This window comes from Myxococcus sp. CA039A (assembly GCF_013336645.1).
GTDB lineage: Bacteria > Myxococcota > Myxococcia > Myxococcales > Myxococcaceae > Myxococcus > Myxococcus llanfairpwllgwyngyllgogerychwyrndrobwllllantysiliogogogochensis.
In genome coordinates this window covers 1-13,622 of the sequence record NZ_JABUMQ010000309.1, presented here as the reverse complement: position 1 = coordinate 13,622, position 13,622 = coordinate 1, and the positions used below count along the sequence as shown (strand labels likewise).

Genomic DNA, 13,622 nt, shown 5'->3' with positions numbered 1-13,622 from the left:
GCTGTTCTCCCGGGTCAGGAGTCCTGGGGCGGGCATGGACGTGGCGAACAAGGGGCCCTTGACGGGGCTGTTGAGCAGCTCGACGATCCGGTTGTCCTGGGCGTCGTTGCTCATGACCTGGAAGTGTTCGGAGTCGTTGTCGCCGCTGACGACCGGGAAGGTGGTCAATGGGGTGCTGGTGCTGTTGTTGGCGAGCCCTCCCCGCTGGTCTGCCTCGGCGAGGAAGAGGTCGTACGGGTCGTCGCAGAAGATGCGGCTCTTGTTGCCTGTGACGGTGTCCAGTTTGGTCAGGATGAGCCTGTCCTTCACAGAGGACTCGGCGCCCTTGGTGTAGGGGTGTCTGTTCTGCATGTTGATGTACAGCGTCCGGGTGGAGGGAAGCAGCATCTCGAAGGCGGTACCGTGCTCGATGGTGTTTCCTCCGGTGCCGACCAGCACATGCGACGGGACCACGGTGGTCTGGATGCTGTTGATGGTCGGGCTCTGCGTCACGAGGTCATCAATGGCTCCTCCCTCGGCCCCGTCGATTTTGACGCCGAAGTTGCGCAACATGTTCCTGACGGCGGTCATCTCCGATGCGTTCAAGGAGCTTCGCATCCTCACGACCTCGTCCGCGATGCGCGTGCCCAGGTGGGGGGTGTTCACGGTGATGAGCCGGTTGAAGTAGCCTTTTCCGAGGTTCGAGTCGTCGTGGTAGTCGGTCCGGTCGACGAACTTGCGGGCCATCAATCCGCCCATGCCATGGCCGATGACGTCGACCTGGGTGACGGCGACATTGTCATGGCGGTGCTCGGTCAAGGCCTCGTCCACGGCCTTCGAGACGACGTCGACGTTCTGCGGAGACTCGATGCCCGCCGAATTGTAGAGCGCGTAGTCCGCACAGGTGACGTCGAACAGGGGGTTGCCGGAGATGCGGGCGCTGCCCGTCCAGAACAGGCAGCTGGACCAGATGTCGTGAACGACCACCAGGGGGGGGCGGATGATGTTGAGCGGGAGCGTCTCCGTGACAGCGGTCCCTCCCGCCGGGGTGAAGGCCGCGGAGAGCGTCGTGGTCCGCTTGTTGACCCCGGCGGAGGTGCCGTTGTTGAAGTCCTCGGGGCTCGTATACAGCGCCAGCGCGTAGAAGCCCGTGCTGAGCTGCACGGCGGGGACCGACACCGTGTTGCTCACGGTGGAACTCCCAATGGCGCTCAAGACGCCGTTCGGGTTCCCGGTGGCGGCGGGCACGGAGAACACCATGTTTCCAGCGCCGCTGACCTTGGCGCGCACGACGAGCTTGGTTTCGCCATCGGCGACCACCGCGCGAATGGAGGCGCCGTTGTCCTCGTGCGCGAGCGCCTCCAGGTCTTGCGACACCGTGCGCGAGCTCCTGTCGATGAGCTCGGGGTTCGGGTCGACCACCTGGAAGGTCCCGAAGGTGATGTTGTCCAGGACCACCGCCGAGTCCAGGATGCCGTCCCCGAGGTCCTGGATGGAGAACTCGAGGGTGACGGGCCCACCGCCCCTGATGGGAATGTTGATGATTTTGTAGTTGGTGATGCCCATGTCCGGGAACGTGGGGATGGTGGACGGGTAGGTGATGGGGAAGTAGTCGATGCCGGCCGGGTCGTCCGCGAGCAGGTCGAACCCGGAGCCTCCGGCGCGCGTGGCGGAGGCATCGAAGAATTCGGCGCTGTTCACCGACGTCTGCTCGATGGTGCGCGTGTTCGTGGCATCGGTCACCCGGACGGTGAACACGTCATTGAATTCGCTGCCGACGTAGTCGGGCGACTCGGCGCTCAGGAAGCGATAGTCGAAAGACATGCGGGAGATTCCCGCGCGCACGTTGAAGGTGAGCCGCAGCGTCACCGCGTCCCCCTCGATTCCCGTGGGCGTGAAGTCCGTGCCGGGCTCGGTGGCGCGCGTCCCAGGCTGGTTCAGGCCGATGGTGCCGGTGCTCAGGACGGCCAGGGTGTTTCCCATGCGGGGCTTGATGACCCCGAAGGTGGGCAGCACGAGCGCCGAGTCATCCGCGGGCGCGGTGAGCGTGGCGGTGGTCCCCGCGGGAGCGTCCATGGCCGCGGCGAGCGCCGCGGCCGTGGCGTTCAGGGTGCTGGAGGTTGCTGGCGCTGGCGCCATGAACTGGCCCGCGAGGCGCAGCCGCTCCGTCCTGGCGTCGGCGCGCAGCCTGGAGGCTCGTGGCTGTTCCGGCTCGGGCGGAGGGAGACTGGCGTCACCACACGCCACGGCGAGCGCTACGACAAACGGGAGCAGGAGAACGGTGCGCGTCTGCATCAGGTTCACTCCGTGGTGTTGAGCTGGTGTGGCACGTGGGATGCGGGCTTCGGTGGGCGATAACGGGCACGGCCACCCAGCGGTTTCCCACTGGGTGGCCGGGTCTTCCGAGCAGGGGCCTGACTCAGGCCGCGAGCCAGGCGCGCTCTACTTGCGCTTGGCGGACATCACGTAGTCGCGGTGCCACTTCTTGGGCAGGTGGGCGAGCACATTGCCGTCCTTGCTCGTCATCGCGATGGACTCGTACTTCTGCTGAATCTGGCCGTCACCCACCACGAAGCCGTTGGCGTAGACGACGGTCTGGTCCGCGGCGAGCGCCAGCTTCTCCGCATCCGAGCCCACCTTGACGTTGTAGACCTTGCCGGCGTACGGCTCGCGGCTGACGTCGACGAGCTTGCTGGGGCCCGTCTTGGTCATGACCACGTCGCCCTTCTTCAGGGAGCGGGCCTGGACCATGCCGCGCGCCATGACCTGGATGGGGTGCATCTCCGTCATCAGCAGGGAGCGGCCGGACTCGCTGCGGATGCGCACCATGGGCACGGTCTCCACGCCGATGGCCGTGTCCATGACGGTGAGCGCGGGCTGGTGCGGGTTGAGCACCCGGTCACCGGCCTTCACCGACTCGATGGGCGCCACCTTGCCCGCGGCCAGCTCGATTTCAGTCCCCGCCGCCAGGCAGCTGTTGGTGATGGTGAGCTTCTTGAAGGAGTAGCTCGGCCGGTCCACCAGGTCGTCGTTGCTCAGGGTGATGGAGGACTGATAGGGCGTGGAGACGGTGCCGGAGACGAGCACGAGCGGCAGCGTGATTTGCGCCGTCAGCTTCACCGTGTCCTGCACCTGACGGCAGCCGTCGTCGAAGAACGCGGCGTTGGCCTCCGTCATGTCCCAGTAGAGCGTCTTCTTGTCCGAGCTCAGCGTCACGCGGTTCCAGAACTGCGCCATCTTGGCCTGCAGGGTGTTGGTGTCCGTGACATCGCAGCCGCCGCCCACGTTGGTGAGGATGAGCTTGATGTGGCCGGAGTCGGGACGCGCCACGTTGTTGTTCAGGTCGACGCGGTACTGATTGATGACCGCCTCGTTGAACGTGTGCGCGCTGCGGATGGAGACGTTGCCCTTGAACGGCAGCTTGACGGACTGGGGATTGCCCGTCAGGTCGTAGTCGCAGTCCTGGGTCCAGGTGCGGTTGAGGCACACGGAGATGAGGTTGTCGTTGAACTTGATGTCCAGCGGCGCCTCGATGACCGGCGGGAGGTTCAGCCGCGGCTGCTGGGTGGTGGTGGTCGCGACGTCGGAGCCGACCTCCTTGAAGACGTACGAGTCCGTGAAGCCCTCCACGGTGTCCTCGGCCTTGTAGGACGCAATCCGGTAGCGCGTGAGCCGGGTCAGGGCCAGGTTGCCCTTGGCGTTGACCGTCACGTTCGTTCCGAGGTCGTACTGCTCACCCCAGATGAGCTCGCCCAGCGGGTACCCCGTGGTGTCGGTATAGGTCGTGTCCGTATAGGTGTAGAAGGAGCCGCCCGGGAACGAGGACGTGGACGTGCCCGTGCCATCGTTGAGGACGTCGGTGTCCTCACCCGTGCTCGCGGCGGCGATGACGTGCTGCTCCTGCCGCGCGGCGGAGTTCTCCGCGAGGTCCTTGCTCACGGGCAGCAGGCCCGGCTTGTAGCCCAGGGCCACGTGCTCGCGGTGCCGCGTCTCCATCGCCTCGAACAGGTAGGGAGAGTTCTCCGGCGTCTTGCCGGCGATCTTGAGCCGCGCGAGCGCGAAGCGGTACTGTGCCGGGTCCGCCAGGTTCAGGCGGATGCGGACGTCGGGCTTGGCGATGCCGTGCAGGTAGCTCTGGTCTGCCTGGTACGTGGCCCACTCGGCCTTGGTCAGCCGCGAGGCATCTCCCACTCCTTGCCTGGTGCGGCCGAAGTTCGCCACCTGTTCATCCCGGGGCGCCGACGTGCAGCCCGACAGCAACGCCAGTCCCGTGGTGCAACCCATCACCAGAAAACGACGCATTCCCATCATAGTGCCTCCTCCGCTTCAGACCGCCGTCAAGGACATCCAGACACGTTCAAATCACTCACACACCTGGGCGTAGTCGGGGCAGCAGTCGCCGAACTCCGCGCAGCCCGGGTCGCAGAAGCAGCCGTCCGCGGCCTCGCCGCAGAGCCCCACGCAGCTTCCGGGCGCCGCGCAGACGAAGTTGCCCTGGTTCAAGTCACTGAAGAGCAGCACGTTGGGCGAGTTCTGGGGATGCAGCACGCAGTCAAGGGTCGCCGAGGCCTTGAGGTTGGTGTTGATCTGCGCCGGGGTGGCCGAGCGGTGGGTGCTCAGGTATTGGGCCACGGCCCCCGCGACGTGGGGGCTGGCCATGGAGGTCCCGTCGTCGACGTGGGTGGCCACCGCGTCACCAATGGACGCACCGAGGATGCTCACGCCCGGGGCGAACAGGTCCACGCATTGCCCCCAGTTGGAGAACCCCGCCCGGGTGTCCGCGTCGTCGACGGCCGCGACGGTGATGGCCTTGGGTTCGCTCGAGGGGGAGCGGGTGCAGGCATCCACGTTGTCATTGCCAGCGGCGACCACGACGGTGATGCCCTGATTCACCAGGTTGGCCACCGCGGTGTTGACGGGGACGAACGTTTCCCCGGCCAGGCTCATGTTGACGACGCAGGGCCCATCCTGGAGGGGACAGTGCGTCCCGACGAAGTTGAGGCCGGCGATGATGCCAGCCCAGCTTCCCTTGCCCGTGCAGCGCAACACCCGCACGGGGTGGACGGTGGCCTCCTTGGCCATCCCGTAGAGGGTGCCCGCGATGGTGCTGCTCACGTGGGTGCCGTGGCCGTTGCAGTCGTCGGTGCCCAGGCCGTCGACCACGGAGGTGAACCCCTCGCCCACCCGGCCGGAGAACTCCGAGTGCTCCGCGTTGAGGCCCGTGTCCAGGACATACACATGGACCCCGGCGCCCGTGCTGCCATGGTCATTGTAGGTGCCGTCGTGGCCCTGGCGCTGGTCCGCCCGGTCGATGCCATCCGCGGGGCTGGGGACCAGCCCCGTGAGCGAGACCTGCTGGTTCTCGTGGATGGAGGCCACGCCCGGGTTTCGCATCAGCCGGTCGAGCTCCGCCTTGTCCAGCCGCGCGGCGAACCCGGGGATGACCGAGTACGGGTGCATCAGCGAGTTGCCTCCACCCGCGCGGGCGATCTGGTTCGCCGCCGCGTCGATGGCCATCCCGGTGACCCCTTCGGAGAAGACGACGATGTACTCATCGGGGATGCGCAGGTCGTCGGGTGCCTTCGCCAGGCGCACGCGCTCGTGAGAGAGGCTCGTGTCGGCCTGGGGCTCTTGCGTCTGTCGCTCACAGCCGCCGCTCCCCACCAGGGCGATAGTTGCGAGCGCGGACAGGACCTGGGCTCTGTTTCGAGGGCCGCGGAAGAAGTGAGGCTGTGGGGATCGCATGTCGTCTCCGCGTGGGGCAGGTGGACTGGTGGCGCGATGGCAACGGGGCTCCGCTGCCAGGTGGATGTGCTGGAGTGGGGGAGCGGCGGGGGAGACCGCTCGAGGCCGAGGCCGTGTGGCGCCAGGCACCCACGGGAATCCGCTAGACGGCGACTCCGGGGACGGGGTGCCAACGCAATGTTCGCGAGTTAATGACGCCCGCTGGCTTCAACCTATGCAGAGATTCTCAAATTTCACTTAGAGTGAATACTTTCATTGAGGATGCTGCTGAGGCTGAGATTGATTTGACTCTCCACGGTCCGGAGCACGCTGGTGAACTCCTGGGAGGAGAGGTCCAGGCGTTCCATGAGCAGCCGTCGCGTCTCGTCGTGCACGGCCTGTTGGGCGCTCTGGAGCCACCGGGAGACGGTGGACTGGTTGACGCTGAAGAGGGCGCCAATCTTGGTCGTGGAGAGGTGATCCACGAAGTGCAGGCGGAGCAGGTAGCGATGTTCGCTGGGGAGGGCGGCGAAGGCGTCCTCCAGGGCCCGGCGGAACTCGTCGTGGTAGCGGCGCTGGATGACCTCGAGCTCCGGGTCCGAGTGGGGGGCGGGGAGCAGCTCCAGGAGGGCGTCACTGAGTGGGCCTTCGTCGTGGGTCGTCCGGAGCAGGCTCAGGGCCGTGCGCAGGGAGATGACCCGCACCCAGTTGGCCAGGGTGCCCCGACCGGAGTACTCGGCGATCTTCGGTGCGCCTCGGCCGCGCACCAGCAGCCGCTCCCGGACGCGTTGGCGGACCTCGTCGACCACCGCGGGGGACAGCCGCATGTGCGCGAGCACGGAGGGCAGGCTCGCCATGTGGTGTCGCTCGAAGGCGGCGAGCGCCGAGGGAAGGCCCTCCGCGCACGCACACGCGAGGAAGAGGTCCGCTGGCACGAGCTGGGCGAGCAGGTGCGCCAGCGCGTCGCCTGACGCCCGGTGGGGGACGTGGGTGGCCAGATGACAGACGAAGGCGTCGGCGCCCAGGGGGATGTCTGGCCACTGTTCGCTGCCCGCCCTCCAGCAACGCAGCAGTTGCTGCTCGAGGCCGTCAGGGGGCTGGGCCCCTTCGCCGCGAGTGCCGATGCGCGCGAGGAATAACGGTGCGAATGCCAAGCCCCCCCCCTTCTGGGCGCCATTATATCCCAGCGTATGACCTTGCTGGCTAGGCAGGGTAATCTGGGTGGAGGTCGTCTTTGGGCATGAAAAGGGCGAGTTTCCAGGTTTTCCGAATGAGGCCCGTTTTGTGCGAGGCTTCACCCGGGGTGCTTCAGGGGGGTGGCAAATCCTTTCATCCAGCTGCCTGTGCGAAGAAGAGGTGGTGGCCCTGATGGAAGGGGGGCTGGAGACAGGGGCGCGTGCCCGGGTCCATCACCATGCCGCGGCGTGCCCGGCTTGCCGCGAGTTGCTGGTGGCCGTCGTGCGCAGCGAGGCGTTTCACCTGGACCCGGCGGAGGCGGTGTTCGCTCCGCATCGGATGGCCCCCCTGGGGGAGACGTGGACGCCGCCGACGGAGCTGGACGAGTTCCGATTGATGCGGCTTCTGGGGCGCGGGGGGATGGGGGCCGTGTATCTGGCGCACGACACGTCCTTGGACCGGCTGGTCGCGCTGAAGCTCAGCGTCGCGCTGCAGCCGGACACGAGCACGCTGGCGAGCTTCGCCATCGAGGCGCGGGCCATCGCGCGCATCAAGCACCCGAATGTCGTCACCGTCTTCCGCGCCGGTCAAATCGAGGGGCGGCCCTATCTGGTGTACGAATACGTCGATGGGAAGAGCCTGGCGGAGCTGCCCTTGCCCTTGCCCTGGCGCTACGTGTTGGACATCGCCCTGGGGTTCTCACGGGGACTGAGGGCCGCGCACCAGCGCGGTGTGCTTCACCGTGACCTCAAGCCGGGCAATGCCATCCTGGACTCAGACGGCACCATCAAGCTGCTCGACTTCGGGCTGGCCGCCTTCGTGGGGACGGACCGCTCGACGCCCTGGGCCGTGCCGGGCGTCGTCGGTACGCCTCGCTACATGGCGCCCGAGGTTCGCCTGGGCGCGGCGGCCACGCCGCAGAGTGACCTCTACGCGCTGGGCCTCCTGCTGTACGAGCTGTGCACGGGCAAGGTTCCCCGCGTGAGGCCGACCGCCACCGCGCCGCTGGCAGGGCCGCGAGCCGGGAGCCTGGTGCCGTTGACGGAGCTGGTGCCGGGAATCGACCGGGACTTCGCGGGGGCCATCGAGCGCTGCCTCGCGGACGACCCCGCCGGGCGCTTCGGCCTCGCGGATGCGTTGTGCCTGGCGCTGGAGCGCCTGATGACACCGCTTGGAGGCGAAGCGGCCTTTTCCCCGGAGAGGGCTTCTCCGGGGGCCGTCCAACCCTGGGAAGGGCTCACCACGCTCTGACGGCTTCACGCCGCCGCCTGGTGAGCCTGCGTCAGCGTCCCGGCGACGGCCGCGGCGCGGGACGCTACAGCTCGACCTTCTTCTCCGTCTGGGTTGTCCCGTCGAACCGGAGCATCACGCCCTTGTTGTCATAGCGGGTGATGATGTTGACGGGCCGGCGCCAGAGGGACTGGAGGTTCTTGAGCGTCTCTCGGGCGTAGTCGCCCTTGAGGTCCTGCCCGTCGTGTTTGTGCGCGAGCAGCAGCTCTCCCCGGTTCTCGTGGTTGCCGTCCACGACTTCGATGATGGGCTGGCCAAAGTTGGTGAGCCCCTGGAGCAGCTTGCTCTTCACCTTGCGGAACTCGCGGTCGAGAATCTCCCACGAGTTGCGTTTGTCATTGAAGCCATACACGAAGAGCTTCTGCTCCATCGCGAATTCGGGCGTCAGGAACGTGTCGATGAAGGTGATGTCGTTGTAGTGCTTGCGGACCTCGAAAATCTTCTCGCGGCCAGCGCCCGATTTCTTGTCCCAGGAGCGGCGAGCGCGCAAATCGTCACACTCGTCCCACTCCTTGCCGAAGCGGCCCTTGTTCCACCGCTCCTCGATATCCCGCCACAGCTCGATGCCCAGCTTGTAGGGATTGATGGCGCCGGGGCGGGTGCCCATGGTGCCGGAGTGGTGGTCCGCGTAGTCGATGATTTCGTCATCGCGCAGGGCGCGGCGGGTCATGATGGTGGAGTGCCAGTAGCTGGCCCAGCCCTCGTTCATGATTTTCGTCTGGCCTTGCGGCGCGAAGTAATGCGCCTCCTCGCGCAGAATCGCGAGGATGTCCGACTCCCACGGCTCCAGCGGCGCCTCTTCCAGCAGGAAGAGCAGCACGTCGCGCTGGGGGCGTTCGGGGAACTTCTTGGCGCGCTGCTTCTCGTCCTCCACCTTCTTGCGCTGGGAGTCGAGGAACTCCGACGGGTTGATGTAGCCGCGCATGTACTCGCGGCCGACCTTGAAGCCCTCCACGCGCTCGTTGGCCTTCAGCTCGTCTTCCGCCCGCCGGGGGTCCGGGTTGCGCCGGATGTGGGGCGAGTGCTGGTCGATGAGGTTCTCCAGGCTGAGCGTGCGGTCGATGAAGTCCTCGACCTTCTCCACGCCAATCTTGTCCACCCAGCGGCGCACCCGCGTGGCGTGGTTGGCCATCTCGTCAATCATCCGCCGGTTGGTGTGGCGGAAGGAGAAGTTGTTCTTGAAGAAGTCGCAGTGTCCGTAGACGTGGGCCATGACCAGCTTCTGGTCCACCTCCGGATTGCTCTCCATCAAGTAGGCGTAGCAAGGGTCATTGTTGATGACGAGCTCATAGATTTTGCTGAGCCCATACTCGTAGCCCTTCGCGAGCTGCTCGTATTCCATGCCCCAGCGCCAGTGGGGGTAGCGCGTGGGGAAGCCGCCGTAGGCGGCCACCATGTTCATCTCGTCGTAGGACACCATCTCGAAGACGGTGTCGAAGAAGTCGAGGCCGAACTCCTTCGCGTAGCCGTGGATTTCGTCCCTCAGCGCGGCGAGACGGGGTGTGAGGCTCTTGGGCATCGGGAAGTCTCTCCGAGGGGCACGTGGGGGAGGCCAGACGTCAGCGGCCCTTGCCGAGGAAGTCCTTGATGGACGCGTAGATGGCGTCCTTGTCCGCGATTTCGCTGAGCGCGACGTTGGGGGTGTCTCCCACCGCCTCGCGCAAGTCCTTGATGAACTGGCCGCTGCCGTAGGGGGACTCCACCTGTCCGTAGGCGAACTGGTTGACGTTGGGCAGCACGTCGTTGCGCAGCATCTCGATGCACTGGCGCGTGTCGTCCGCGCTCCAGTTGTCACCGTCGCTGAAGTGGAACGGGTAGATGTTCCACGCGCTCTTGGGGTAGTCCGCCAGGATGATGTCCCGGCAGAGCTTGTAGGCGCTGGAGATCATCGTCCCGCCGGACTCGCGGGTGTGGAAGAAGGTGTCGCGGTCCACTTCGCGCGCCACCGCATCGTGGATGATGTAGCGCGCCTCCAGGCCCTTGTATTGGTGACGCAGCCACGTATCGAGCCAGAAGCTCTCGATGCGGACGATCTCCTTCTGCTCGTCGCCCATGGAGCCGGACACGTCCATCATGTAGATGATGACCGCGTTGGTCTCCGGCAAATCCTGGAGCTTGTAGCTGCGGTAGCGGCGGTCTTCTCGCGTGGGGATGATGACCGGGCGCGCGGGGTCGTACGTGCCCGCGGCGATCTGCCGCCGCAGGGCCTGCTTGAAGGTGCGCTTGAAGTGCCTGAGCGACTCGGGACCGGTGGTGTTGATGCCGGTGTAGCGAATCTTCTGGGTGACGATCTTCTCGTTGTGGCGCCGCTCGATGTTGGGCAGCGACAGCTCCTCGCCCAGGATTTGCGCCAGCTCCTCGAGCGTGACGTCCACCTCCAGGGCGTGGTCTCCCTCGCCCTGGCCGGCCTGGTGGCCCTCCCCGGGCTCCACCGCCCCGGGGCCGAGCTGCTGACCCACCTCGCCCTCTCCCTGTCCGACGCCGCCCTGTTCCTTGTGGCCGTACTTGAAGCGAGGGATGTCGATGAAGGGAATGGGGATGCTGATGGCATCCTTGCCTTTCTTCCCAATCATCTCGCCCTTCTGCACGTACTTGCGCAGGTTGGCTTTGATCTTCCCGCGGACGATCTGCTTGAAGCGGGAATGGTCCTGGTGGATCTTCAAGGTCACGACGGCTCGCCCTTCTCCTGAGGTGGTTACTCCTTCGCGTCGCCGCGGGCGAAGATGCTCGCCACGAAGTTCAGCACGTCCGTGGAGCAGATCTCGCAGTAGCCGTAGTTCTTCATCATCCGGTCCTTCACCAGGTCGATCTTCTCCTGGGTCTCCTTGTCCACGACGGAGGAGACGAGGTTCTTCAGCTTGATGCTGTCCTTCTGGTCCTCGAACAGCTTCAGCTCCAGCGCCTTGTGCAGCCGCTCGTTCGTCCGGTAGTTGAAGGTCTTCCCCTCCACCGCCAGCGCGCCGATGTAGTTCATGATTTCGCGGCGGAAGTCATCCTTGCGGCTGTCGGGGATGTCTATCTTCTCCTCAATCGCACGCATCAGGCGCTCATCGGGCTCTTCGTAGAGGCCGGTGTACTTGTTCTTGACCTTCTCCTTCTGGGTGTAGGCCTTGATGTTGTCGATGTAGTTGCCGCACAGCTTGCCGATGGCGTCCTCGTCGGCGGAGATGGCGCGCTGGACCTCGTTCTTGACGATGTCCTCGTACTCCTGCTTCACGGACGTGAGCAGCTCCTTCATCCGCTTGCGCGCGTCCTCGTTGCTGATGAGCGAGTGCGTCTTGAGACCCGCCTCCAGCTCGTTGAGGACCATGAAGGGGTTGATGCAGCCCTCGCCCTTGTCGCTCACCAGTGCGTTGGAAATCTTGTCCTGGATGTAGCGCGGAGAGATGCCCTCCAGGCCCTCCCGGTTGCTCTCCTTGCGCAGCTCCTTGATGTTGTCTTCGGTGAAGTTGGGGAGCGTCTTGCCGTTGTAGAGCTTGAGCTTCTGGAGGAGGGAGAGGTTGTGCTTCTTGGGCTCCTCCAGGCGGGTGAGGACGGCCCACATGGCGGCCATCTCCAGCGTGTGCGGGGCAATGTGCTTGCCCTTGATGGCGCGGGAGTTGAAGTCCTTCTCGTAGATCTTCACCTCCTCCGCGAGCTTGGTGATGTACGGCACGTCAATCTTCACCGTGCGGTCACGCAAGGCCTCCATGAACTCGTTGTTCTCGAGCTTCTTGTACTCAGGCTCGTTGGTGTGGCCGAGGATGACCTCGTCGATGTCCGTCTGCGGGAACTTCTTCGGCTTGATTTTGTGCTCCTGCGACGCGCCGAGCAGGTCGTAGAGGAACGCGACGTCCAGCTTGAGCACCTCGACGAACTCGATGATGCCGCGGTTGGCGATGTTGAATTCGCCGTCGAAGTTGAAGGCGCGCGGGTCGGAGTCGGAGCCGTACTCGGCGATCTTCCGGTAGTTGATGTCGCCGGTGAGTTCGGTCGAGTCCTGGTTCTTCTCGTCCTTGGGCTGGAAGGTGCCGATGCCCACGCGGTCCTTCTCGCTGAAGATGAGCCGGTGGACGTGGATGTGGTCCATCACCCGGGCGAAGTCACCGTGGTACTGCGTCATCAGGTCCTTGAAGACGAAGCGGCACGCGGGGCACAGCTCGGAGCCGTCGGGAATCGTGTGGCCGGACTCCGGCGGGGAGATTTCCGCGTAGACCTTGGGGCGCCACTCCCGGGGAACGAGGTTGAGGGGCTCCTCGTTCATGGGGCACTTCATCTTCTCCTTCACGGTGGTGCCATCCGGCAGCTTCTTGTCGGTGGTCCAGGAGAAGGTGTACGCGGCGCCTTCGGGCGTCTTGGAGTAGTCCTCCGTGCCCTTCTTGAGCAGGCGGGCGATGGTGGACTTGGAGGAGCCGACGGGGCCGTGCAGCAGGATGACGCGCTTCTCGGTGCCGTAGCCCTGGGCCGCGGACTTGAAGACGTTCACCAGCTTCATCAGCGGCACGTCCAGGCCGAAGATGGCGTCGCGGCCGCCGAACTTCTCGTCGCTGAAGAAGTGGTAGCGGATGAGCTTCTTCTTGTTGTCGATGTACTCCGTCTTCCCGTGGCTGAGGATCATGTCGTAGATCCTCTGGAAGGCGGTGCGTGTCACCTTGGGGTTCTTGCGGACGATTTCGAGGTAGTCCTCGAATGAGCCCTCCCAGGTGAGCTCCGCGTAGGTCTTCGCGTCCTGGAGCGCGGCGATTCTGGAGACCCACGAACCCTTTTCAGCGTCCCTCATGTCTCTCCCTCGGGGGCCGTCCAGGGGTGCGAAATGTTCACACCCGAGGGGGCCAGAATGGTGAACCTGGAGGGCTGGATTGCCATTCCACAACCATCCCGCCGAGGTCCCAGGCACGACAGCCCTGCAGCCAATTCGGGACCCCGCCGCGGAATGGGACCGCGCGTTACGCTCGTGTCAGGGGCAGGACGCCGACCAGGCGCGCCCCCTCCACGGGGTGAAGAGGCAGAGGTGATTATAGGGCGGCGCTGGCGAGGGGGTAGGTGCCCCCCCCGAACGCGAGGGGTATTGAACGCCTGAAGGGTTTTCGGGCGCCCGCGGAAGGGCCAACTGTCCGCTGGTTGTGGGGCGGCGTCTCCGTTCGCTCCACATGTCGGCGTCAGGGTTTGCGTTCGTGCGAGGAAAGAGCGGCAGCCAGGCGGGCGACCCGGGCCTGGAGGGTGATACCTTCGCCCATTTGCGTACGGTGGGCGGGCTGGAAGAAGACGCACGCGCGGTGAGGCTCCGGGCGTTTCGGGGCGGGCTTCGCTGAGGGTGAAGTCGCTGGGAGGGCGAGGGCGGCGGAAGCGGGGGTCGCCAGCTTGGCTTTGTGCCGTGCCTGCGTATCCTGCCGCGCGTCATGGCGACCGCACCTACTCCTGTCTCCCACCCTTCGTCCCCCGTGCCGAGCCGCGCGGCGGTCCCCCCCCCCGCG

The 13,622-nt window shown here is 65.6% G+C and carries 8 protein-coding genes; 1 reads left to right on the top strand and 7 read right to left on the bottom strand.

Translation table 11 applies throughout. The features are described 5' to 3' along the window. The 4 genes from HR086_RS37080 to HR086_RS37065 form a co-directional block, all read right to left on the bottom strand. Window positions 1-2,274, bottom strand: a 2,274-nt coding sequence (locus tag HR086_RS37080; protein WP_217442093.1) for a choice-of-anchor L domain-containing protein, incomplete at its 3' end; no start/stop codon positions are given. A gap of 147 nt (window positions 2,275-2,421) precedes the next feature. Further along, entirely contained in the window at window positions 2,422-4,281 is a 1,860-nt protein-coding gene (locus HR086_RS37075) for a Hint domain-containing protein (RefSeq protein ID WP_246137378.1), read from the bottom strand. 60 nt (window positions 4,282-4,341) lie between these two features. Continuing rightward, entirely contained in the window at window positions 4,342-5,724 is a 1,383-nt protein-coding gene (locus HR086_RS37070; protein WP_174468001.1) for a S8 family serine peptidase, read from the bottom strand. A 233-nt stretch (window positions 5,725-5,957) separates the two neighbouring features. Further along, window positions 5,958-6,857: a sigma-70 family RNA polymerase sigma factor gene (locus tag HR086_RS37065; protein WP_174452989.1), complete on the bottom strand. Its 900-nt coding sequence runs from the start codon at window positions 6,855-6,857 to the stop codon at window positions 5,958-5,960. 214 nt (window positions 6,858-7,071) lie between these two features. On the opposite strand from HR086_RS37065, the gene HR086_RS37060 reads away from it, so the two are divergent. After that, entirely contained in the window at window positions 7,072-8,130 is a 1,059-nt protein-coding gene (locus HR086_RS37060; RefSeq protein ID WP_254623586.1) for a serine/threonine-protein kinase, read from the top strand. Between the two features lie 64 nt (window positions 8,131-8,194). On the opposite strand, the gene HR086_RS37055 is transcribed toward HR086_RS37060, so the two are convergent. Genes HR086_RS37055 through HR086_RS37045 form a run of 3 tightly spaced genes read right to left on the bottom strand, consistent with a single transcriptional unit; the run spans window position 8,195 to window position 12,928 of the window. Continuing rightward, on the bottom strand, window positions 8,195-9,688 hold the full coding sequence (locus HR086_RS37055) for a SpoVR family protein (RefSeq protein ID WP_141644900.1): 1,494 nt from the start codon (window positions 9,686-9,688) through the stop codon (window positions 8,195-8,197). Between the two features lie 40 nt (window positions 9,689-9,728). Further along, window positions 9,729-10,838, bottom strand: a complete 1,110-nt coding sequence (locus HR086_RS37050; protein ID WP_141644901.1) for a DUF444 family protein — start codon at window positions 10,836-10,838, stop codon at window positions 9,729-9,731. A gap of 26 nt (window positions 10,839-10,864) precedes the next feature. After that, entirely contained in the window at window positions 10,865-12,928 is a 2,064-nt protein-coding gene (locus HR086_RS37045) for a PrkA family serine protein kinase (RefSeq protein WP_141644902.1), read from the bottom strand. Between the last annotated feature and the right edge of the window lie 694 nt (window positions 12,929-13,622).

Excerpts from the sequence above, each read along its gene's own strand:
- HR086_RS37075 (WP_246137378.1), bottom strand. The coding sequence starts at position 4,281 with ATGCGTCGTTTTCTGGTGATGGGTTGCACCACGGGACTGGCGTTGCTG.
- HR086_RS37070 (WP_174468001.1), bottom strand. The coding sequence starts at position 5,724 with ATGCGATCCCCACAGCCTCACTTCTTCCGCGGCCCTCGAAACAGAGCC.
- HR086_RS37060 (WP_254623586.1), top strand. The coding sequence starts at position 7,072 with ATGGAAGGGGGGCTGGAGACAGGGGCGCGTGCCCGGGTCCATCACCAT.
- HR086_RS37055 (WP_141644900.1), bottom strand. The coding sequence starts at position 9,688 with ATGCCCAAGAGCCTCACACCCCGTCTCGCCGCGCTGAGGGACGAAATC.
- HR086_RS37045 (WP_141644902.1), bottom strand. The coding sequence starts at position 12,928 with ATGAGGGACGCTGAAAAGGGTTCGTGGGTCTCCAGAATCGCCGCGCTC.